Raw genomic sequence first — 20840 nt, 5'->3', positions numbered from 1 at the left:
CGGATGACATAGAAATCTTGCGGGGCGGACGAAGCAGCGTCCGCCATCACGGCGATGGCGGCTGGTGTCGAAGCCGGTTTGCCGACGACGCAGTGTGAACGTGCGGAGGGTGAAGAGACCGGATGCTGCGTGCGGGATCAGGTCCGCGCGGCGGTGCGCTTCTTTGCGGGGCCGGTCTTGATATCCGTCGAGCCTTCTTCGCTCCACGGCACGAATACGTCGCTCAGCATCACTTTGCCGAACTCGAGCCGCGAAAGCCGCTCGACCGATTCGCGCATGCCCTCCAGCACACCGTGAACGTTGCAATGGTCGGCCCATTCCGAGAACGGGTTCTCGATCGAAAACTGGAACATCTCGCTTTCCCCGACCGCGTCGTAGATATCCAGCAGCGTGATCGCGTCGGCACGCCGGGCGAGCCGTACGCCGCCGCCGCCGCCCCGCGACGATTCAAGCAAGCCTGCCTTGACCAGCAACGAGACGATCTGGCGCACACGCGCCGCGTGGGTGTCGACCCATTTTGCGATGGTTGCGGTAGCGAGCTGGCGTGGGTGATGCGCGCCGACGAACGACATGATGTAGCACGCCGTGACGAATTTGGTCGATTTCAACGCGAGTTCCTGTGGCTGGGGCGGAGTGTGCGATACGAAGTCTACATCGCGATCCGCAGCCGTCGAGAAAAGTGGCTTGACTCGCGGAGCGCGAGTCACTACGCTACCTTCAAATGTTAACGTCACTATAACATTCGTGAGGGAGCAGCATGTCAGTACCGGAAAATGGCGAACGACGTCGTGTGCTTGTGGTTCACGCTCACCCGGAGCCTCGATCGTTTACGTCGTCGATGTTCTGCGCGGCGCAGGAAGTTCTGACGCACGCGGGCGATGAGGTTCGCACCTCTGACCTTTATGCGAAATCATTCAATCCCGTTGCCGGCCCGTCCGATTTCGGGACGCGCGACGACCCCGACTATCTCGTCTATGCGAAGGAGCAACGAGCCGGTCGCAGCAACGGGACGTTGTCGGCCGACATCGAGGAAGAGGTCGACAACGTGCTGTGGGCGGATCTCGTCATCCTCAACTTCCCGATCTTCTGGTTCTCGGTGCCGGCGATCCTGAAGGGCTGGATCGACCGGGTATTCCTGTCGGGAACGTTCTACGGCGGCATGCGCTTCTACGATCGTGGCGGGCTCAAGGGCAAGCGCGTATGGGTCACGGCAACGCTCGGCGGGCGTCCGCATATGTTCGGCAAGGACGCGGTGCACGGGGAGATCGAGGCCATGTTGTCCCACCTGCTGCGCGGCAGCCTTGCTTATGTGGGTTTCGACGTGCTGGAGCCGTTCTTCGGCTATCACATCCCGTACATCACCGACGACGAGCGCAAAGCAATCCTGACGCGGTTCCGGCATGAGGTGGCGAACTGGCGCACGCGCCGGACCCTGTCGTTCCCGTCGCTCGATGATTTCGACGCGCGGCTTTATCCGAAAGGGGAAGCGCATTGAACCGCGAAGTAACGACCGGGATGCCGACCGACGCATTCATCAAGGGCTTTCGATACGAGCTGGCCAACCGGGCCTTCGCGCTGCGGGCGATAGCACGTGTGGCGAGACGCCTCGACGGCGATGCGCGTCTGCCGTTCTGGGAGGCCTACCTGAAGCTGGAGCAGTTCAATGCTCCCCGTTACCGAGCAGCGGCCCGGACCTGGGGGCTGGATGCTGCTCCGGGATGGTGGACCCGGGGCAAGGCATGGGCGGTCGGCTCGGTACCCAAGCTTCTTCTCACGTCCTTGCTGAAATTCGTGTACTCGCAGACCGTTCCGTATCTGGAGGAGCTGCGCAATCTGCGGCGCATCGGTCCGGCAGAGGCTCATGCCTTCCTCGATTACGTGGTCGATCAGGAAGCGGTGCAAGTCGAAATGATGCGACTTGCGCTGGACGGGCGCCATGCCGAAGTGACGCACCATCTCGATGCTTTCCTTCGGAAGCAACGAGCGTTCGACGCGTAACGCCGGGCGTCGCGTGCTTCAGCGTTCCGGCCGGCGAGGGATAGGGAGCGTCGCGCCCGGATCGGCATGCGGTTGCGCGTGCGGCAGCCCGGACGCTGCCGCACGCGCGCCAATGCAGACAGCTCCGCACGGTCAGGCCCGGTGCCCCGAAATCGACCCGGCCTCGCCGGTCAGGTTGAACAGGCTGTCGATCCACGAAAGAAACGTCGAGAGCGTGAAATCCGACCATTGCTGGGTGCGGAATGCCTTCATCACCGGGGCGTCGGCCGGATCCTTCTGGTTGAGCAGGTCGGCGACGAAGGTCCCGACGTCCGCGTCGATGCCGTTCTCGTGAATCACCGATCCCGTAAAGCTGACCACCGTGACCTGGTGATTCTGGATGAAGTCGTTGCGCGCCCACGGCATGAAGTAGCCGAAGTTCGGCAACGGATCCAGCGTGCCCTTCAGCCGCGCGAGCTCCTGGTCGAACATCGTGAGCGACAGCGCGTCCTTGGTCGCATCGTCGGGCGCCGCGATCACCGCCGGCACGAACGCGCGGTAATGGTAGGCCGCTTCGATCTTGTCGCGCTGATACGTCGAATAGCCGAAGCGGTCGTGCGGGAAGGTCGCCGACAATGCCGCGTACGCGCTGCCGAGATTGCCGGGATCGAAGTTGCGGGTCAGCTGGCTGTTCACCGTGATCAGCCCGTCCGGGCCCGTCATCCCCCATTCGTCACGCACCCTGCTGTACAGGCCCACCGACGGATAGGCCGCCGGGTCGGCATTGAACGGCGTATTGAACACCGTGCCTGCGTCGTTGAGCAGCGAGCTGTTCCGCTGCGGCTGCAGCGTGCTGCGAAGCGCCGCGTAGTTGCCCAGCGTGCCGTAGCCGCCCGCGCTCGTGCCGTACACCAGCAGCCGGCCAGGCTTGCCGAAGCCGTGGGCGACGAGCCATTGCGCGACGGCCTGGACGTTCTTCAAGCCGCTGAAATGCTGGAGCCGCCAGTCGCCCGTCGGCGACGTGTAGTTGCGCACCGCGCTGCCCATGTGGATGTCGCCGGTGCAGTACGGCACGAACACCTGCGTCCACTCTTGCGTCTCCACCTTCGGCTCGCCGACGAGAATATGCGCGAGGTCCATCCGCGTCATCAGCGGCGACAGGAACGACGACACCAGCGTCTGGTTCGCGGTGCCGTTCATGTAGTTGTGCGGGATGCCGTCCGGATTGAAGCTGCCGAGGCCGGCCTCCGGGCCGGTCGCCGTCTGCGTGCAGGTGCCGTAGTTCCAGCACGCGCCGCCCGGCTGCATCATGTACAGCAGGTTGTCCGACTGCGCGCGGTTGATGTAGAAGCGCAGCGGCGTGCCGTTGCCGCACGATGCGCCGCTGCTTTCCGGCAACGTCACTTCGTACCACGAATAATAGGGAATCGACGGGTCCGGCATCGTCGTGTCGGCCGCCTGGCCGTCGAGCGTCGCGCAGCCCAGCAGGCCCGCGAGCACGAGCCTGCGCAGATGAATCGCTGTGTACATGCCCCCTCCATTTCGATGAATGCGACGTGGTCGCCGCGTCCCGGCGCGGCGTCGTGCGTCCGGCGTTCAGTGCGCGCCGGACGATGAAGCGCCGTCAAACAGCTGAATGCGCAGCGCCTGCAGGCGCTGTGCGATGACGGCCTGCTGCTGGACGGGATCGGGCACGCTCGCCTGCACTTGCAGGACGATGTCGCGGCTCTGTCGCGCGTAGTCCTGGTAACGCGGATCCTGCGCCGGCGACGGACCGACGGTCTGTCGCGCATACGCATCCCACTGCTGGCGCATCGACTGGATGGCCGCGCCGCGCGTCGCCGGGTCGGCATTCGCGTCGGTCAGCAGCGCGACGCTGAGCGCCTCCGCCTGCACCGGCACGATCTCGTTGCGTGCGACGTGCTCGGGCAGTTCGTCGAGAATCCGGCGGGCCAGGGCGGCGAGTTCGGCCGGCGGCAAGTGGTCGCGGCCGTTGCCGTACGCCGCGATTTCGTCGCGAAAGCGGGCGAACGCGACGATGCGCTGCAGCTCCGCGTCCGCATCCGGACGGCCCGCGAGGCTGCGGCGCAGCGCGTCGAGATCGAGCCGGCGTTCCGCTGGTCCGGGCGCGACCGTGGTCGGGGCGGGCGTGTCGGTCGATGCGGGCTGCGCTGCGTTCGTGGCCGTGCCCGAGGTTGGGGGCGACGCGGCCGCCGCCCGAGTCGGCGACTCGTATCGCCAGATTGCAACGGTGGCGGCGATTGCTGCAACCACGCCGGCGCGTCGCCAGAATGTCCGGTTCGTGTTCACGCCGTTTCGCTGAGGTTTCATGCCGCTCTCCGTCGGGGCATCGCGACTGGGTTCTAGGTCGAAACCCGCCTGCCGTCAAAAGCGGCGCTAGAACCCATCCACTAGACGGACGCCGGCCAGGCGCGCCGATTCGATCCGCGCGAACGGGCCGCGCGCCGCTCGCGCTGCGGCGCGACAACGTGCGCCACGCCCGTGCGGCGCGCGACGCGGCGCGGCGGTTCGCGCGCGTCGCCGTGCCAAGCAAGCGGCGGTCCAGCCGCGTTCGGACGGCCGGTCATGCGGGCGTGCGCGCGACGCGATTGGCCGGATCGGACCCATCGAACGACCCGCTGCGCGCTTGGGCCACGTCGCGGTTGGCCCTATGCTGAATTCCCGGGCGCATCGACGGTCGATGCGCAGAGTGCCTTCCCCTTACCCGAGCCAGGTCGATGAGCCGTGCAGACACGCCGCGCCGGACGTTACCCGCCGCGCACGATTACCCGTACTACCGCGATGCGCTCGCGGGCCGCGCACTGCCGGCGGCGTTCGTCGACCTCGACCACGTCGAGGCCAATCTCGCGGACCTGAAGCGCCGGGCCGGCGGCCTGCCGATCCGCCTCGCGACCAAGTCGGTGCGTTCGCGCGAGCTGATTCGCACGGTGCTGGCCGCCGGCCCGTTCATGCGCGGCTTGCTGTGCTACTCGGCCGCCGAAGCGGCATGGCTCGCGGACGACGGATTCGATGACATCGTCGTCGCGTATCCGACGGTCGAGCCCGCGGATCTGCACGCGGTTGCCGCACAACTGCGGCAGCATCGTGCGATCACACTGATGGTCGACGATGCCGCGCAGGTCGACCGCATCGACCGGTTTGCGCGCGACGCGGGCGTCGTGTTTCCGCTTGCGATCGATCTCGACATGTCGTCGACCTTTCCGGGGCTGTACTTCGGCATGTATCGGTCACCGGTGCGCGACGTCGCCGGCGCCGTTGCGCTCGCGCACGACATCGCCCGGCGGCAGGGCGTGCGGCTGGCCGGCCTGATGGGCTACGAGGGGCAGATTGCCGGCGTGTCGGACGCGGTGCCGGGCAGCGCCGCGCGCAACGCGCTGCTGCGCTACCTGAAGCGGCGCTCGACGCGGGAGGTCAACGCGCGGCGCCAGGCGGTCGTCGAGGCGCTCGCGGCGGCCGGCCATGCGCTGCGCTTCGTCAACGGCGGCGGCACCGGCAGCTTCGAAAGCACGCGCGGCGATCCGTCGGTCACCGAGCTGGCGGCCGGCTCCGGTCTCTACGCGCCCGCGCTGTTCGATCACTACGCCGCGTTCCGCGCGCAGCCCGCCGCCGGCTTCGCACTGCCGGTCGCCCGCATTCCGCAGCCCGGCATCGTCACGTGTTCGGGGGGCGGCTACGTCGCGTCCGGCCCGGCCGGCCGCAGCCGCTTGCCGCAACCGTGGCTGCCGGCCGGCTGCACGCTGATCGGCAACGAAGGCGCGGGCGAGGTGCAGACCCCCGTGCGCGTTCCAGCCGGCGTCGCCCCTGCGATCGGCGAGCCGATCCTGTTCCGGCATGCGAAGGCTGGCGAACTGTGCGAGCGCTTCAACACGCTGCTGCTGATCCGCGACGGCCGCGTGGCCGGCGAGGCGCTCACCTACCGGGGAGAAGGCAAGAGCTTTTTCTAGCGCACGCCAAGTTGCCGCCGCGCAGCATGACGCGCGTGCGGCATGTCGTCAACACGCAATCAGCAAGGAAACCTTCATGTGGCGCAACTGGTCCGGATACGTACGCAGTCCTAAGGCAGCCGTCTCGACACCCGCGTCGCACGACGCGCTGGCTGCCGTGTTGCGCGACGCGGCGGCTTCCGGCGCGACCGTGCGGGCGGCGGGCGCCGGCCATTCGTTCGCGCCGCTCGTGCAGACCGACGACGTGATCCTGTCGCTCGACCGGATGCAGGGCGTGATCGACGTCGACCAGGCGCGGCGCGTTGCGCGGGTTCACGCGGGCACGCGGCTGTGGACGCTCGGCCCCGCGCTCGCCGCACACGGCCTCGCGATGGAGAATCTCGGCGACATCAACGTGCAGTCGATCGCCGGCGCGACCAGCACCGGCACGCACGGCACCGGCATCACGCTCGGCAACCTGTCGACGCAGATCGAGAGCCTCACGTTCATGTGCGCGGACGGCTCGGAAATCCGCGCGTCGGCCGACACGCATCCGGACCTGTTCGCAGGCGGCCGGATCGGTCTCGGCGTGCTCGGCGTGCTGACCGAGATCGGCCTGCGCCTCGTGCCGTCGTTCCGGCTGCGCCTCGAACGCGGCGCGATGAGCCTCGACGATTGCCTGGCGCAGGCGGATGCGCTGATCGACCGGCACCGCTCGTTCGAGTTCTACTGGTTTCCGCATACCGACGCCGTGCTGACGAAGGCGTGGGACGCGACCAACGAGGCGATCGACGCCGCGCACTGGGCCGGCCGCGCCGCCGAAGCGTTCCTCGAGAACACGGTATTCGGCGCGCTGTGCGGGCTCGGCCGGCGCGTGCCGGCGCTGTGTCCGACGCTGAGCCGGCTGTGCGCGTCGACGGTCTCGGCCGGCCGGCAGGTGAACGCGAGTCACGCGATGCTGTCGACGGTGCGCCGGGTCCGTTTCAACGAAATGGAATGGGCGGTGCCCGCCGAGCGCGGCGCCGACGCACTGCGGGAAATCCGCGCGTTCATCGCGCGCAAGACCTTCCCGCTGATGTTTCCGCTCGAATACCGCTGGGTGCGCGGCGACGACATCTGGCTGAGCCCCGACTACGGACGCGACAGCGTGCGCATCTCGGTGCATCAGTATCGCGGCATGCCGTTCGACGCGTACTTCGCGGGCGTGCAGGCGATCTGCCTGAACCACGGCGGGCGGCCGCACTGGGGCAAGGTGCATTCGCTGGGCGCGGCCGATCTCGCGGCGCGCTATCCGCGCTGGGACGACTTCCTCGCGCTGCGCGAGCGCATGGATCCGCACGGGCGATTCCTGACACCGTACTTGCGCGGGCTGTTCGGCGTATAGCGGGCGGCACGTTTGCGCCGCTCGCGATGGATCAACCTTTTTTATCAGGAGGGCAGATGACCTCAGCCGCTTTCGATTCCGCCGGCCCGTCGCGGCCCGATCCGTCGGGCGGCGCCGTCGTCCGCCTCGCGCTCGCGTTCGCGGCGGCGACCAACGGCCTGATCCTGTCGCCGTTTCTCGTCGCGGCCGTGATGACGCGGTTCCGGCTCGACGACGGCGCCGCGACCGCGCTCGTCAGCGTCGAGATCCTCGGCATCGCGATCAGCTGCGCGCTGCTGCCGCGCTGGATCGCGCGTGCGGCCCGCCCGTTCACGCTGGCGGGCGCGCTCGGTGCGATCGCAGGCCAGGCGCTCAGTGTCGTCGCGCCCGGCATCGTGTCGGCCGGCGCGGCGCGCGGGCTGACGGGCCTGTTCGAAGGCATGCTGTTCGTCGTCGTCGCGTCCGGCGTATCGCAGCGCGCGTCGACGGAGCGCCTCTGGGGGCAAATCAACCTGCTCGCGGGCGGCATCAACGGCGGCATCCTCGTGCTCGTGTCGGCGCTGCCGGCCGCGTGGCTCGGGCGCTGGATCTTCGCGCTGCTGGCGGGCGTGCTGGCCGTGCTCGCGCCCGCGATCCGCGGGATCGATGCGTTTGCGGCGCCGCCGGCCCAGGCGCAGGCGCGCGACGGCAGCCTGCCCTGGCGCCCGATCGTCGCGATCTGGGTCGTGACGGCGCTGGTCTATGGCGTGCAGGCGTCGCAGTGGGCGATCGCCGGGTTCGTCGGCGCGCGCGCCGGGCTGTCGCCGCCGACGATCGGCGTGCTGCTGTCGGTGTCGTCGCTGCTCGGCTTCGTCGGCGCGGCGATCCCCGCGCATCCGGCCAGCCGCCGGCATCGCGTCGCGATCATCTGGGCCGCGCAGCTTGCGGTGATCGCGTCGATCGAATGGTTCTTCGGCTCGACGGGCGGCGGCGCGTACTTCCTGAGCCAGCTGCTGCTGAACAGCGCGTTCTTCGTCATCGTGCCGTTCCTGACCGGCATGCTGTCCGACGTCGATCCGGACGGCTCGCTCGTCGCGCGCACCCTGGTGGTCACGTTCTTCGCGGCGGGCATCGGCACCGCGCTGTCCGGCGCGCTGCTCGACCGCTACGGCGGCGCGCGCGTCGCGCACGTGCTGGGCGCGGCCGTGCTGGCCGCCGCGCCGTTCGTCCGGCTCGCGCTGCGCCGCGCGTCGCCTGCGGGCGCGCATGGCGGCGTCGGTCATCCGTCACGCTGAACCGCGCGTCACGCTGGCCGCGACGCACCACGAAAATGGCCGCCGCGGCCTTGTTCCGCGCAAATTTGGCTTCCTACATTCGTCCGCGACGGCCCGATGTCGCCGGCCTCGTCTTCCGTTCGGAGCGCAGCATGAATCGTCACGAAAGCCTTCGCGCAGCGTGCAGCGCGATGATGGTCCTGGCGTGCGCCGCAGCGCACGCGCAAAGCAGCATCACGCTCTACGGCGCGCTCGACGCGGGCATCCGCTACGAGACGCACGGCGTGTCCTACGGGCCCGACGGCGCGCCGGCGTCGACGGGCCGCAAGGTCTCGATGGCGGACGGCGGCGGCCTGACCGAAAGCTACTGGGGGATCAAGGGCAATGAAGACCTCGGCGCCGGTCTGTCGGCGCAGTTCAACGTGGAAAGCCACTTCGGGCCGAACAGCGGCAGCATCGTGCCGGCGGGCTCGGTCAATTTCTTCCAGGTTGCGTATGTGGGGCTGACGTCGTCGACGCTCGGCCAGCTGACGCTCGGCCGCCAGTACGACGTTGCGTTCGAGAGCGTATCGCTGTCCTACGGATCGAACCTGTGGGCGGGCCAGCAGGACCCGTACTTCAACCTGTTCAAGCCGGAACAGACGATGCTGGCGGCTGCCCGCACCAGCAACATGATCCAGTACGGTGCGCAGCTCGGCGGCTTCTACGTGCTCGCGCAATACGCGCCGGGCGGGCGCGCGGGCAGCGGCGTGCTCGGCAGCCAGCTCGGCGCGGCGGTCGCGTATGCGCCGGACAAGGGGCCGTTTACGCTCGGCGCGTCGTTCATGCGCAGCTGGGACGACGTTACCCACGGGAAATTCGACATCTACTCGGGCGGCGGGTCGCTGACGATCGGCGACGCGACGCTCAACGCCGGCTACATCGAGAATGCGCGCGACAACGACTTCACGTCGTTCGCGAACGGCCCGTTCAGCCCGACCGATCTCGCGGGGCTCGGCATCATCTCGCCTGCGCAGGTGGCCGATCCGAACGTGCCCGGCGGATTCCGCCGGCGCAAGATGGTGCTCGCCGGGTTCTCCTACCGGATCACGCCGGCGCTGACGGCGGCCGTCAACGCGTGGTGGACCACGCAATCCGGCTACACGGCGGACTTCGACGGCCGCGCGCGGCAGTTCCAGGTGATCGCCGGCTACAGCCTGTCGAAGCGCGACATGCTCTACGCGGAAGTCGATTACGCGATCTACCGCGGCGGCCTGATCGGCGCGCAGCTCGTGGGTGTCAACGGGCAGGCGCCGAGCACCAGCACCACGCAGCTCGGCGCGACGGTCGGCCTGCGCCATTACTTCTGAACGGAACCGACGGGTGGTGGCCGAGGGCGGCGGAGGCGCCCCGGCCGGGCGGGACATGTACAATCCGTGGAAAAAAGACATGGAGCATCCATGGACGAGACAGCCCGCTATACGACGGCGAACCTGCCGGTTCATTTGCTGCGGTGCCTGGCGGAGACGAGCAGGGAACTGGGCATCGATCCCACACGGCTGTGCCTCGGGCTCGGCTTCGATGTCGCGGACCTCTCGAACCCGTCATGCCGGATCTCGTTGCGCCAGGCGGGCGCGATGATCCGGCGCGCGCTCGAGATGGCGCCGGCGCGCGCGCTCGGCCTCGAACTCGGCATGAGCGAGACGATCGCGTCGATCGGGCTGGTCGGCTACGCGATGCTGACGAGCCCTACCGTCAAGGATGCGATCGCAGTGGGCATGCGGCTGCAGCGACACACCGGCCCGCTGATGCATTTCGACATGGCGGTGGACGCCCGGACGTTGTCGATCTGCGCAACCAATGTCTTCCTCGAATCCGACATCGAGGCGTTCCTCGTCGAGGAAGCGTTCGGCAGTTTCCTGAAGATCGGGCGCTCGCTTGCCGGCAGCGCGTTCCAGCCCAAGGCCGTCGATCTCAGCTACCCGCGGCCCGACTACGCAATGCACTATATGCGCGTGTTCCAGTGCCCGGTCCGGTTCGAGCAGGAGCACAACCTGTTCGCGTTCGATGCCGCCTGGGGCGATCGGGCGATCGCAACCCACGATCCGCTGGCCCATCGCCAGGCGCTCGAATTCCTGCAGACGGCGCTGCCGGCCGAGCCTGAAGGCACCGACTTCCTCGAATCGATCGAGCGGATCGTGCGCCGCGACTTGCGGTGCGCGCCCGCGCTTCCCGCGATCGCCGCGCAGCTGTGCATGAGCGAGCGCACGTTACGGCGGCGTCTGGCCGATCAGGGCGTCTCCTACCAGATCGTGATCGACACGATTCGCAAGAAGCGCGCGTTCAAGCTGCTCAACAATCCGCGGCTGTCGATCGAGGACGTCGCGCACGAAGTCGGTTACAGCGACTCGCACAACTTCCGGCGCGCGTTCAAGCGGTGGACCGGGCATGGGCCGCGCGAGGGGGCGGTCGGGATCAAGATCGAAGGGTGACGACGCCGGCGAGATCGCCGACAATCGCTGCTCCGGACCCTTGAGCCACGCCATGTTCGTGTTCCCGCTTGATCCCCGCGATTTGTTCGATGAACGGCGGTTGCAGTTCGCCGGGTGGGGTATTCCGTCTTCCGTGATCCGGCGCGTCGAGCGGCGCGTAACCGACAACTGGCAGGAAGGCCCGGGCGGCTGGGCCTATGAATGGTCTCGCGAAGCGGCGGTGGCGCGTGCCGGCAAGCGTTGGTTGCTGGCGTCGATGTTGTACGGCGCCGCGCGATTTCCGGTGGTGTGTACACCGCTCAGGCAAGCGGCGCTTCGCGATCAGGTGGAATGCTTCACGCGTGCGTCGGCCGGCTTTCCCGTCGGGTTCGAGCGCGTCGAAGTCAGCCATGGAGACCATGGCCAGGTGCGATTTCCGGTGCATGTCTATCGTCCGAAACGGCGTGACGATGGTCCGGTCGTCTGCGTCACGGGCGGTGTCGATACCGGAAAAATGGAGCTGCATCGCCTGGCGCTGGCGCTCGCCGTGTTCGGCCGATTCACCGTGGTCGCGATGGACATGCCCGGCACCGGCGAGACGAACGTTCCCTTGCAACCGGACAGTCATCAGGTATATCGCTCGGTACTTTCCGGGTTCGGAGGACAACGAAGGAAGGCGATGCTCGGCGTGAGCTTCGGAGGGCATTGGGCGGCCAAGCTGGCGCTCCTTGGCGAGGTGGACGCCGCCGTCAACTGGGGTGGGCCGATTGGCGCAGTCGAACGGGATGCGAGCGTCGTATCGCGCTTGCCGAACGGCATGACCGGAATCGTCGCGAATGCGGCGCGCCTGTCTGCGCTTCCGGATATTGCTGGCGCAGTGCAGCTTCTGAGGATGTTCTCGCTAAAGCACCAAGGTCTGCTCGACCGTGCGGAATGCGCGCCTTTGCTGGCCGTGAACGGGAGCCATGACCCGTACATTCCGCGTGAAGACGTGCAATGCTTCGATGCTTACCCGTCCGCCCAGGCGTGGCTGCTTCAAGGTTTGGGGCATTGCGCCGCGGAAGCTTCAACCCGTGTGGTCCCGGCGATGATCGCGTGGTTGCGGGTAGCGCTGCACGGGCGCGACGCATTGAATCGCTTCGCACTGACCGCCGCGCGATGGGTCTTGCCGGCGCGTATGCAGGGGAATTGAGCATGGCGATGCTGGCGGCGCCGCGCGCATTCCCCTCGATCGGATCAGCTCTGGAAGTAGGTCAAGCCCAGCGCGCCCTTGACCTCGGACAGCGTCGCGCCGGCCACTTCCCGCGCACGCATCGTGCCGTGACGCAGGATCGCCAGCACCTCGGCCCGGTCTTTCTCCAATTCGCGACGGCGTGTGCGAATCGGTTCGATCAGCGACTGGAGCCGCTCGTTCAGCACGCGCTTGACCGCGCTGTCGCCCAGGCCGCCTCGGCGATAGCGGGATTTGAGCTCGTCCACTTTCTGCGTGTCCGGCTCGAACGCGTCGAGAAACGCGAACACGACGTTGCCTTCCACCTGGCCCGGGTCGCTGACGCGCAAGTGGTTCGGGTCCGTGTACATGCCGTTGACCGCCTTCGTGATTTCGTCCGGCGTGGCGCCCAACGCGATCGCGTTCCCGAGGGACTTGCTCATCTTGGCCTTGCCGTCGATGCCGGGCAAGCGCGCGACCGGTGACAGCAACGCCTCGCATTCGACCAGCACCGGCTGGTCGACGGTGTTGTTGAAGCGGCGCACCAGCTCGTTGGTTTGCTCGATCATCGGCAGCTGGTCGTCGCCCACCGGCACGTGCGTTGCCTTGAACGCCGTGATATCGGCCGCCTGACTGACCGGATAGGTCAGGAAGCCCGCCGGGATGTCGCGCTCGAACCCGCGCAGGCGGATTTCCTCCTTGATCGTGGGGTTGCGCTCGAGGCGAGCGACCGTCACGAGGTTGAGCAGGTACTGCGACAGCTCCGCCAGTTCCGGCACCTGCGACTGGATGACGATGGTCGACTTCGTCGGGTCGATGCCCACCGCAAGATAGTCGAGCGCGACTTCGACGACGTTCCCGGTCACTTTCTGATGCCGGCCGACGTTGTCGGTCAACGCCTGGGTGTCCGCGAGGAGCAGGAACTGCCGTGCTTCATGCTGAAGCTGGACGCGGGTGCGCAGGGAGCCGATGTAGTGGCCGAGGTGAAGCGGGCCGGTGGTCCGGTCGCCGGTCAGGATAGTGGGGTGGTTTGCGTGTGTCATGGACTGGAGCCTCATGGTTTTGATGCCACCAGCCATCAGCGCGCTGAAACGAAAATGCCGCCAAGACTGGCGGCATCACGTTTGCGATATGCGTGGGGAAACGGGCCGCCGGGTTCAGGCGTGCCACCAACGATGCAGGTTCGGCGTGGTCGGTTTCGTATCCATGGAGGCGAGTATAGCGCGGCGATGGGGGAGTGGCGGGTGAGGGGGAGCGGGGCATCTTGAGGCCGTCACGGGGCGTTGAGATGGCGGCCGGCTGGGTTCGGCCATGAACGGTCGGGCGCCTGAAGCGCCCGAAATTGGCCGGCCGTCGCCAGATCCGCTACTTGATCTTGAACGAATAGTCGCCGTGCGTGCGATGTCCGTCCGGCGCGACTGCCACCCAGTGCACCGTATACGTGCCGGGCGGCGACGGCGGTAATGCCACATGGATCGACTTCGTATCATTCGGGTCGACCTCCGCCTTTGCGGTGTTCACCTGCTTGCCCGCCGAATTGCTGACGTTCAGCGAACTGAACGCGGGTTCGAGCGGCCCATCGAAGATGATCGTCACGCCTGCCGGCGCTGCCACTTCCGCGCCAGCAGACGGCGATTGCTTCTGCGGGAACACATGGGCGAATGTCGCCGATGCGATCAGGATGCCAGCTGTAATGGCGGCTGCGCGTGCGCAGTGATGAAGCCGGTTGAATGTACGCATCATTATTCACCCTTGCCGAAAAGCGGCTTGCCGATGGAGTTGGGCAGGACGTCATCGAGATAGAGATGCGCCTGCAGCAGGATGCCCACACCTGTTCCACTCGCGTGATTGACCGGAATCTGCGCTTCGACGCCGAACTGACCCCAGCGATTCAGCCACATCACGCCGGGGTTGATCGTCCCGGTCGTATGGCCCGAACACGGGTTGGCGGTGCAGGTGCTCATCGGGAACTCGACGAGCGGGATCAGGTTGTTGAACGGCGCCTTGAGCCCCATGTCCTGTACGAAGTTCTGCAGATAAGGCAGGCTGTATTGCATGGTGACGCCCCAGCTCAACGAATTCGGATCGGCACTGTTCAATGTCAGGCGCGGGCCGATGGTGCCCGTGATCGCCAGCGGCTTCAGGTATTTCAGGCTGTCGGGCAGGTCGCCGAAGCCCTTGCCCAGGTAGAGCGTCGGCGTGATCGCCGAGTGCGGATTGGCGATCGACCGTGCCCCGGTCCCGCCCAGCTCTGCGATCGCGCCGACCGATGCCATGAACTCGTGCTTCTCATTGACGTAGAAGCGGTACTTGGCGCCGACCTGCCAGTTGTCGAAACCACGCGCCGAGCCGCCGTTCGGCGCATTCAGGTTGACGTAGGTGCCCGTCACGGAAAGCTGGAAACCGGGCGTGATCCGCTTGTCCCATTCGAGCGTCGTCGTATTGGTGTTCTGCTTGTCGCCGTCATCCGTGCTGGACTGGAGGTGGCCGAATTCGAGGTTCAGTTCGTCGCCGACGCCGGGATCGTCGACCGCCATGGTCGCCGGAAACACGCGGTTACCGGCGATCGCGTGTGCCATTGCAAGTGACGGGAAAAGAAGCGGAACGGCCAATGCGGCTGTAATGACGCTTGCTGCAAGCGTCGGCATAGTGTTGCGTGCAGGTTGGGTGGACATGATTCCCCCCTTTTGAAGGTCGCGTTGATATGCTCGCGGGTCTGTCAAAAGACGAGCGAGGATACGGCGATGCAATGACGCCTGCATCGCCGCTGGCTGACTCATTCAGGATGAAAACGGAGGGGCGCGCGGCTGTGCGGCAGTGAATTGAAAAACGCTGTGGGGTGCCTGAAACAGGAGCGTCGACGTGGGATGCGGGGCCCAGTCCGTCGGCACAAATCCCGAGGTCCCGCCCAGTAGCGCAGGCATGTCGGCAAGCAGCCCGCAATACGCGCACGCTTCCCGGTGGGCGGCCTTCCCGGGCAACGACGCATGATCGGCGCCCGCCATGTCCGAATCGGTCTGCGCGGTGCAGAATGCGCCGGATACAGCCTCGAACTCCCGCTCGGACGAAAGGCTTTGCGACACTGTCGGCGCGAGCGTCGCCATCAGGATTGCAAGCAATCCCAGGATGCTGCCTATCTTCCTGCGAAGCAGAGCTGACATGACCTTGGCGGAATCACACGCCAGCCGGCGCGTTGCCGAGATTATGGCATGCGCACCGGACGGTCCCGATGGGTAATCTCCCTCCTCGTGCATACGCACCGGGAGGAATTTCACGCCTGTCCGAACGATTGTCGAGTGTCCGTTTTCGCCAGGCGAGACCGGCCGCTTCGGGGCGCAAGCAGACATCGCACCATCAACATGGTCCTGATCCTGCGGTACCCGCGTTCACGGCATTTCGCTTCGGCTACCGCAAGCGATGCGCCTTCACTCCCCGATCAAATGCAGCACGATATCCCGCTGATGCGCGGCACGCCGATGCTCGAACAGGTAAATCCCTTGCCATGTCCCGAGCACCATCCGCCCATGCTCGACGGGAATCGACAACTGCACCTGCGTGAGTGCCGTGCGCAAATGCGCGGGCATGTCGTCGGGGCCTTCCGTGTCGTGCTCGTAGCGCGAACTGTCCTCGGGCGCGAGCGCCGCGAAGTAGCGTTCCAGATCGCGCTGCACCGACGGATCCGCGTTCTCCTGGATCAGCAGCGACGCGGACGTGTGCCGGCAGAACACGGTGAGCACGCCGGTGCGGATCGACTGCTGGTCGACGAACGCGCGCACCTGCGACGTGAACTCGATGAGACCGCGTCCGCGCGCGTCGACGATAATGTGTTGAATCGCCTGTTTCATGATCGTGGCATGCCGATGTGCTCAGGCCAGCGCGGCAAAGCCGTCGGCTTCGATCTGCCGCGCGTCGACGGGGCGAACGACGCGCGCGACCTCGACGCCGTTGCGCAGGAAAACCAGCGTCGGCCAGAGCTTGATGCCGAAGGAGCGCCCGAGCGGACGGCCGGGACCGTCTTCGATTTTCAGGTGCCGGATCGCGGGGTGCGCCGAAAACGAGTCGCGAATCGCAGGCTGCGCGCCCTGGCAGATCCCGCACCAGTTGGCGCCGAACTCGATGACGGTCGCGCCGGCGAGCGCGTCGACTTCCTCGCGAGTCGGCGCGTCGGCGCTATAGGCTTGTGGAGAATGCATCGCGACTCCATGTGCTTGAAGAAAGTGCGGCCGCATTCGCGGCCCGTGCGCTTACTGTAGCGGAAAAGGGCGCGGGCGGCGTAGAGGCCGCGCTCACTCGTAGCGCAACGCCTCGGCAGGCCGGACCCGCGCGCTGCGCCAGCTCGGATAGAGCGTCGCGAGCGCCGACAACAGGAACGCAATGGCGCCGACTTCGATCACGTCGGTCACGACGAGCTTCGACGGCAGCTTGTCGAGGAAATAGACGGACGGCGTCAGAAAGTGGATGCCGAGCATGTGCTCGATCGCGGGCAGCAACCAGGGAATGCTCGCTGCGATTGCACAACCGATCACCACGCCCGCCATCGTCCCGACCAGGCCGATCGTCATCCCCTGGATCGCGAAGATCTTCATGATCGAGCCGGGCTGGGCGCCGAGCGTGCGCAGGATCGCGATGTCGGCCTGTTTCTGCGTGACCGTCATCACGAGCGACGAGACGAGATTGAACGCCGCGACCGCGACGATCAGCAGCAGGATCACGAACAGCATGCGCTTCTGCAATTGCTCGGCGACGAACCACGTCCGGTTCTGCCGGGTCCAGTCGCGAATGTAGAGATCGCCGGACAGCGATCGCGCAAGCTGTAGCGCGATCTCCGGCGCGCGCTCCATGTCGTCGATGCGCAGCCGCACGCCGGTCGGCGCGGCGACATGGAACAGCGTCTGCGCATCGACGATGTGGATGAACGCGAGCGCGCTGTCGTACTGGTAATGGCCGGACTCGAACGTGCCGACCACCTTGAATTGCCTGAATTGCGGAAGGAGATTGCGCGTCCGCGCGGCGCCGCCGGGCGCGAAGAACGTCAGCCGGTCGCCGGCCTGCACCTGCAGGGTGGACGCGAGCGCGGTGCCGAGCACGATCCCGAGCTCGCCCGGCGCGAGCGCGTCGAGGCGTCCGCTCTTCATGTCTTTCGCGATGTCGGACACCCGCGGCTCGAGCCGCGGGTCGATGCCGCGCAACGCGACGCCGGTGACCTTGCCGCCGTGCGTGAGCAGCGCCTGGGCCTCGACATACGGCGCCGCGCTTTTGACCGACGAATTGCGCAGCGACTCGCCGGCGGTGCGCTTCCAGTCCGGCATCGTGCCGGTCGGCGAGAAGATCTCGATGTGCGCGAGCACGGCGAGCATCCGGTCCCGCACCTCGCTCCTGAACCCGTTCATCACGGACAGCACGATGATCAGCGCGGCCACGCCGAGTGCGATGCCCGACATCGACGCGACGGCGATGAACGAAATGAAGCCGTTGCCTGTCGCGCCGATCGCGCGCTTGCCGGCGCGGGTGTACCGCAACCCGATCTGCCATTCATACGGGAGTTTCAAGCGCTTTCCTCTGAAGAGCGGTTCGTCGAGGGGAGCACTTTATACGAACATCGAGGTCACGATTTGCGACGCGGAATGTCCAGCTCGAAGATGGACCCGCCGGCGCGCGACGTGACATACCGCGCATGGCCTTGGTGCGCCTGGGCAATCGCGCGGACGACGGACAGGCCGAGACCGGAGCCGCCGAATTTGCGGGAACGCGACACATCGGCGCGCGTAAAGGGCTCGAACGCATGTCGCGCGAATTCGGGGCTGAGGCCGGGGCCTTCGTCTTCCACGCTAAGGACGACGCTCGAACCGTGGACCGCCATCTCGATGCGAAGCTTGCCGGGCACCGCGTAGCGGCGCGCGTTGTCGAGCAGCGCAAGCAGCGCTTGCCTGATGCGCGCGCCGTCGCATTGCACGACGATCGCGGTGGTCGCCATTTCGACGGCAAAACCGGCGTCATGCAGCGCGTCGCTGACGGAATCGACGGCGCTCCGGACTTCGAGCTCGATGTCGGTCGGCTGGATGTTCATGTCCAGGCGCCCGATGTCCTGCAGCGTGACGATGTGCAGGTCGTCGACGAGCCGGGACAAGCCTTCGACCTGATTCAGCAGGCCGCGGAACAGCGATTCGTCGGGCTCGAACACCTTGTCCCGCAGGCCCTGCAGCCGGCCCCTGAGGATCGTGAGCGGGGTGCGCAGTTCATGGACGATTGCCGCGTTCCACGCCGTCATCTCGGAGGTCATGCCCTGCAGCCGGATCGCCATCGCGTTGAAGTCGTCGACCAGCAGCGCCGTCTCGCCGAGCGAGCGGTCGCCGGGATGCGCGCGGGCGGCCAGGTCGCCGGCGGCGATGCTGCGCGCGCTTTCCGCGAGCGAGTTGAGCGGCTTGAGAATGCGCCGGGCCAACCGGGTCGCCATCACGACCGCGGCGATCAGTCCCGTCAGCAGCAGGATCGCGAAGATCAGGTAATCGGCCGCATGCGGGATGAGCACATCGATGACGCGCTCCTGCGCGGGCGGCGAAAAGGTGAACAGCAACCCGTAGATGACGAACAGGCCGACAAAGATGATCAGCGTCGTGGTGACCGAGACCAGTCCCATCGACAGCACGATCTGCCGGCTCAGCTTGCTGCGCGTGTTCACTGGATTCTCTGCAGCCGGTAGCCGACGCCGCGCATCACCTCTGGCATGCCGGGCGCGCCGGCGCATTCGAGTTTCTTGCGCAGCCGGCTGATGTGGCTGTCGACGGTGCGCTCCAGCGCGCCGCTGCCGGCGAGGCACGCATCGACCAGTTCGCTGCGCGTGAAGACGCGGTTGGGCGATCTCGCCATGTGGGCGAGCAGCCGGAACTCGGTCAGCGTCAGCGAAACCTGGGTTTCGCCGGACTCCGACCGGACCCTGGCCAGATAGCTTTCGGTGTCGATCTCGAGGTTGCCGACCCGCATCACGCCCCCTGACAGGGACGTGCCGGAGCGCCGCAACACCGCCCGGATGCGGGCGACCACCTCGACGGGATTGAACGGCTTCGCGATGTAGTCGTCCGCGCCGATGCGCAAGCCCTGCAGCCGGTCGATGTCCTGATCGAGCGCCGTAATGATGACGACCGGCGTATTGCCGCGGCGGCGCAGCTCGATGAGCACCTCCCAGCCGTCCTTCTCCGGCATCTTGATGTCGAGCAGGATCAGGTCGGGCTTCAGCAGAGGCTGCACGTCGAGTGCGGCTTGCCCGTTGCCGACCCGGTAGGTGCGAAATCCCTCGCGAGTCAGGTATGCGTCGAGGATTTCCGCAATTTCCGGCTCGTCTTCAGCAATCAGTATCAGCGCATTCATCGGTTCAGCTGGCGTTTCGCGTAACAGGAGTGTGATGCAATGTTGGCGTGGCGTCGGGCTCGAAACAATGCCAGCCATAGAATCTCCATTTTCTCTCAATACTGCCGGCGGATTCGATGCGAAAATCTGCGGAAATGCAAACGTCTCCATCGAATGTTCACAATGGCTGCACGATCGCTACACCGCCGCGGGTGATGATCGGCGCCGGCCGGCGCGCCAACGGGGCGCGATGGGTCGATGGTGCCGGAACGGCGGCGGCGATAAAGGATATTGGTTTGCAATCCGAATTGACGATGCCGCGCGTATCGTGCCGGTGCGCATCGAGCCGTGACCCGCGTCCGGAAAATGAACTCGGCGGCGCCAGACCCCACAGGTGAAGAATTGTCGAATTGTCAGGAGATCCCGCTGCACGAAGAGAGCCGGTTCTGGGAAAACACGCTGGTGAAACGGTGGGTCCGGGGGCACGGCGAGGACGGCTACGATTTCAAGCTCCTGCTGTATCCGCTGGCCGGCATTTTCGTGCTGCTCTTCGTGCTCATCATGTTCGAGCAGATCGGCTGGGCGATCCTGCTGAGCGCCGCCGTGACGCTGTTCCTTGGCATCGCGGGGTATTACGGCGCGAAGCGCGAAATTCTCGTGTCGTCCCCCACGACGCGAGCCGTGATGAGAGCGCGCACGAAGCAGGCCGCCGAACGCTTCTCGTCGCTCGGCGCCGGCGCGACCGTGATGGCGATCTTCGTCCATGCGACGTCGGTGTCGCTCGCGCTGTATGGCCACATCCTGCTCGACACGATGATCAAGGACGCGTTCTCGATGTTCATCGCATTGGCGTTTCTTCCGGTCTATGTCTGCGGCGCGGTGCGCAAACTCGCGGTGGCGCGCATCGAAGAGCTCGAGGCGCTGCGCAACGATGCAACTGGCACGACGTTGAAATTCGACCGGAAAGGCGCGGTCCGTGCGATCGCCGTCCAAGGCTCGGCCGGGTGGTCGAGCGTATCGGTGCTGGAATACACGGTGCTTCGGTTCAAGCCGGACATCGACGAGATCGGGCGCGAGCCTTGACGGTGGAATCGGTTTCTCGCATTCGTTTCACCGCTGACGAATGCCGGGCGGGTGTTTTCGCCACGCATCGGATTATCCGCAATCGCCGCAACGCGCAGCGCATTCGCAAAACCTTTCAATATTATTCATTTCTAATTCGAAGAGGTTTCCGGTTGACAACGGATAATCGCGTGGCTAGATTATTCGCATGAACGCATTCTTCGTCACGACTACGAC

Annotated in this window: 22 protein-coding genes; 10 read left to right on the top strand and 12 right to left on the bottom strand. The window is 66.3% G+C overall.

All coding sequences use genetic code 11. The features are described 5' to 3' along the window. Positions 1-137: 137 nt before the first annotated feature. Positions 138-608: an RrF2 family transcriptional regulator gene (locus ACFIMZ_RS33805; RefSeq protein ID WP_431825437.1), complete on the bottom strand. Its 471-nt coding sequence runs from the start codon at positions 606-608 to the stop codon at positions 138-140. A 149-nt stretch (positions 609-757) separates the two neighbouring features. Here ACFIMZ_RS33805 and ACFIMZ_RS33800 point away from each other — a divergent pair, with 149 nt between their 5' ends. Both ACFIMZ_RS33800 and ACFIMZ_RS33795 read left to right on the top strand, forming a co-directional pair. Next, positions 758-1495, top strand: coding sequence for an NAD(P)H-dependent oxidoreductase (locus ACFIMZ_RS33800; protein WP_431823759.1), 738 nt, complete (start codon positions 758-760; stop codon positions 1493-1495). Further along, positions 1492-1998 (top strand): hypothetical protein, encoded by a 507-nt coding sequence (locus ACFIMZ_RS33795; protein ID WP_431823758.1) that lies wholly within the window; start codon positions 1492-1494, stop codon positions 1996-1998. Before ACFIMZ_RS33800 ends, ACFIMZ_RS33795 begins: the two co-directional genes overlap by 4 nt. A gap of 132 nt (positions 1999-2130) precedes the next feature. On the opposite strand, the gene ACFIMZ_RS33790 is transcribed toward ACFIMZ_RS33795, so the two are convergent. Together ACFIMZ_RS33790 and plcR are read right to left on the bottom strand one after the other, a co-directional pair. Next, positions 2131-3507, bottom strand: a complete 1377-nt coding sequence (locus tag ACFIMZ_RS33790) for a pectin acetylesterase-family hydrolase (protein ID WP_431823757.1) — start codon at positions 3505-3507, stop codon at positions 2131-2133. A gap of 66 nt (positions 3508-3573) precedes the next feature. Continuing rightward, positions 3574-4287: a phospholipase C accessory protein PlcR gene (gene plcR, locus ACFIMZ_RS33785; protein ID WP_431825436.1), complete on the bottom strand. Its 714-nt coding sequence runs from the start codon at positions 4285-4287 to the stop codon at positions 3574-3576. 428 nt (positions 4288-4715) lie between these two features. On the opposite strand from plcR, the gene ACFIMZ_RS33780 reads away from it, so the two are divergent. From ACFIMZ_RS33780 to ACFIMZ_RS33755, 6 genes are all read left to right on the top strand, one after another. Then, a complete protein-coding gene (locus ACFIMZ_RS33780) occupies positions 4716-5942 on the top strand; it encodes an amino acid deaminase/aldolase (protein ID WP_431823756.1) in 1227 nt (408 codons plus the stop codon). A 76-nt stretch (positions 5943-6018) separates the two neighbouring features. Beyond that, positions 6019-7305, top strand: a complete 1287-nt coding sequence (locus ACFIMZ_RS33775; RefSeq protein ID WP_431823755.1) for a D-arabinono-1,4-lactone oxidase — start codon at positions 6019-6021, stop codon at positions 7303-7305. Between the two features lie 56 nt (positions 7306-7361). After that, positions 7362-8558, top strand: a complete 1197-nt coding sequence (locus ACFIMZ_RS33770) for an MFS transporter (RefSeq protein WP_431823754.1) — start codon at positions 7362-7364, stop codon at positions 8556-8558. Positions 8559-8689: 131 nt separating this feature from the next. Further along, positions 8690-9886, top strand: coding sequence for a porin (locus ACFIMZ_RS33765; protein ID WP_431823753.1), 1197 nt, complete (start codon positions 8690-8692; stop codon positions 9884-9886). A 90-nt stretch (positions 9887-9976) separates the two neighbouring features. Next, on the top strand, positions 9977-11008 hold the full coding sequence (locus ACFIMZ_RS33760) for an AraC family transcriptional regulator (RefSeq protein ID WP_431823752.1): 1032 nt from the start codon (positions 9977-9979) through the stop codon (positions 11006-11008). Positions 11009-11060: 52 nt separating this feature from the next. Next, positions 11061-12179, top strand: a complete 1119-nt coding sequence (locus ACFIMZ_RS33755; RefSeq protein ID WP_431823751.1) for an alpha/beta hydrolase — start codon at positions 11061-11063, stop codon at positions 12177-12179. Positions 12180-12223: 44 nt separating this feature from the next. On the opposite strand, the gene trpS is transcribed toward ACFIMZ_RS33755, so the two are convergent. The 9 genes from trpS to ACFIMZ_RS33710 all read right to left on the bottom strand — a co-directional run bounded on the left by trpS (position 12224) and on the right by ACFIMZ_RS33710 (position 19562). Continuing rightward, complete coding sequence (gene trpS, locus ACFIMZ_RS33750) at positions 12224-13240, bottom strand: tryptophan--tRNA ligase (protein ID WP_431825435.1); 1017 nt, start codon at positions 13238-13240, stop codon at positions 12224-12226. 322 nt (positions 13241-13562) lie between these two features. Continuing rightward, on the bottom strand, positions 13563-13940 hold the full coding sequence (locus ACFIMZ_RS33745) for a copper resistance CopC family protein (protein WP_431823750.1): 378 nt from the start codon (positions 13938-13940) through the stop codon (positions 13563-13565). Then, positions 13940-14872: a hypothetical protein gene (locus ACFIMZ_RS33740; RefSeq protein WP_431823749.1), complete on the bottom strand. Its 933-nt coding sequence runs from the start codon at positions 14870-14872 to the stop codon at positions 13940-13942. The genes ACFIMZ_RS33745 and ACFIMZ_RS33740 overlap by 1 nt, the downstream gene beginning before the upstream one ends. A gap of 105 nt (positions 14873-14977) precedes the next feature. Further along, positions 14978-15358, bottom strand: coding sequence for a DUF2946 domain-containing protein (locus ACFIMZ_RS33735; protein ID WP_431823748.1), 381 nt, complete (start codon positions 15356-15358; stop codon positions 14978-14980). Positions 15359-15622: 264 nt separating this feature from the next. Continuing rightward, positions 15623-16042, bottom strand: coding sequence for a secondary thiamine-phosphate synthase enzyme YjbQ (locus ACFIMZ_RS33730; protein WP_431823747.1), 420 nt, complete (start codon positions 16040-16042; stop codon positions 15623-15625). A gap of 21 nt (positions 16043-16063) precedes the next feature. After that, a complete protein-coding gene (locus ACFIMZ_RS33725; protein ID WP_431823746.1) occupies positions 16064-16390 on the bottom strand; it encodes a thioredoxin family protein in 327 nt (108 codons plus the stop codon). 93 nt (positions 16391-16483) lie between these two features. Next, on the bottom strand, positions 16484-17746 hold the full coding sequence (locus ACFIMZ_RS33720) for a lipoprotein-releasing ABC transporter permease subunit (protein ID WP_431823745.1): 1263 nt from the start codon (positions 17744-17746) through the stop codon (positions 16484-16486). Positions 17747-17802: 56 nt separating this feature from the next. Next, on the bottom strand, positions 17803-18876 hold the full coding sequence (locus tag ACFIMZ_RS33715) for an ATP-binding protein (RefSeq protein ID WP_431825434.1): 1074 nt from the start codon (positions 18874-18876) through the stop codon (positions 17803-17805). Further along, entirely contained in the window at positions 18873-19562 is a 690-nt protein-coding gene (locus ACFIMZ_RS33710; protein WP_431823744.1) for a response regulator, read from the bottom strand. The genes ACFIMZ_RS33715 and ACFIMZ_RS33710 overlap by 4 nt, the downstream gene beginning before the upstream one ends. Positions 19563-19629: 67 nt before the next feature. On the opposite strand from ACFIMZ_RS33710, the gene ACFIMZ_RS33705 reads away from it, so the two are divergent. Together ACFIMZ_RS33705 and ACFIMZ_RS33700 are read left to right on the top strand one after the other, a co-directional pair. Next, positions 19630-19893 (top strand): hypothetical protein, encoded by a 264-nt coding sequence (locus ACFIMZ_RS33705; protein WP_431823743.1) that lies wholly within the window; start codon positions 19630-19632, stop codon positions 19891-19893. A gap of 50 nt (positions 19894-19943) precedes the next feature. Next, positions 19944-20624, top strand: coding sequence for a hypothetical protein (locus tag ACFIMZ_RS33700; RefSeq protein ID WP_431823742.1), 681 nt, complete (start codon positions 19944-19946; stop codon positions 20622-20624). Positions 20625-20840 lie beyond the last annotated feature (216 nt).

It is taken from the genome of Burkholderia sp. F1 (assembly GCF_050813845.1).
GTDB classification, from domain to species: domain Bacteria; phylum Pseudomonadota; class Gammaproteobacteria; order Burkholderiales; family Burkholderiaceae; genus Burkholderia; species Burkholderia ubonensis.
The sequence above is the reverse complement of the archived record's forward strand: the minus strand, read 5'-3'. Positions and strand labels throughout refer to the sequence as shown.

Excerpts from the sequence above, each read along its gene's own strand:
- ACFIMZ_RS33800 (WP_431823759.1), top strand. The coding sequence starts at position 758 with ATGTCAGTACCGGAAAATGGCGAACGACGTCGTGTGCTTGTGGTTCAC.
- ACFIMZ_RS33790 (WP_431823757.1), bottom strand. The coding sequence starts at position 3,507 with ATGTACACAGCGATTCATCTGCGCAGGCTCGTGCTCGCGGGCCTGCTG.
- ACFIMZ_RS33780 (WP_431823756.1), top strand. The coding sequence starts at position 4,716 with ATGAGCCGTGCAGACACGCCGCGCCGGACGTTACCCGCCGCGCACGAT.
- ACFIMZ_RS33775 (WP_431823755.1), top strand. The coding sequence starts at position 6,019 with ATGTGGCGCAACTGGTCCGGATACGTACGCAGTCCTAAGGCAGCCGTC.
- ACFIMZ_RS33770 (WP_431823754.1), top strand. The coding sequence starts at position 7,362 with ATGACCTCAGCCGCTTTCGATTCCGCCGGCCCGTCGCGGCCCGATCCG.
- ACFIMZ_RS33765 (WP_431823753.1), top strand. The coding sequence starts at position 8,690 with ATGAATCGTCACGAAAGCCTTCGCGCAGCGTGCAGCGCGATGATGGTC.
- ACFIMZ_RS33760 (WP_431823752.1), top strand. The coding sequence starts at position 9,977 with ATGGACGAGACAGCCCGCTATACGACGGCGAACCTGCCGGTTCATTTG.
- ACFIMZ_RS33755 (WP_431823751.1), top strand. The coding sequence starts at position 11,061 with ATGTTCGTGTTCCCGCTTGATCCCCGCGATTTGTTCGATGAACGGCGG.
- trpS (WP_431825435.1), bottom strand. The coding sequence starts at position 13,240 with ATGACACACGCAAACCACCCCACTATCCTGACCGGCGACCGGACCACC.
- ACFIMZ_RS33745 (WP_431823750.1), bottom strand. The coding sequence starts at position 13,940 with ATGATGCGTACATTCAACCGGCTTCATCACTGCGCACGCGCAGCCGCC.
- ACFIMZ_RS33740 (WP_431823749.1), bottom strand. The coding sequence starts at position 14,872 with ATGTCCACCCAACCTGCACGCAACACTATGCCGACGCTTGCAGCAAGC.
- ACFIMZ_RS33735 (WP_431823748.1), bottom strand. The coding sequence starts at position 15,358 with ATGTCAGCTCTGCTTCGCAGGAAGATAGGCAGCATCCTGGGATTGCTT.
- ACFIMZ_RS33730 (WP_431823747.1), bottom strand. The coding sequence starts at position 16,042 with ATGAAACAGGCGATTCAACACATTATCGTCGACGCGCGCGGACGCGGT.
- ACFIMZ_RS33725 (WP_431823746.1), bottom strand. The coding sequence starts at position 16,390 with ATGCATTCTCCACAAGCCTATAGCGCCGACGCGCCGACTCGCGAGGAA.
- ACFIMZ_RS33710 (WP_431823744.1), bottom strand. The coding sequence starts at position 19,562 with ATGAATGCGCTGATACTGATTGCTGAAGACGAGCCGGAAATTGCGGAA.
- ACFIMZ_RS33705 (WP_431823743.1), top strand. The coding sequence starts at position 19,630 with ATGCCAGCCATAGAATCTCCATTTTCTCTCAATACTGCCGGCGGATTC.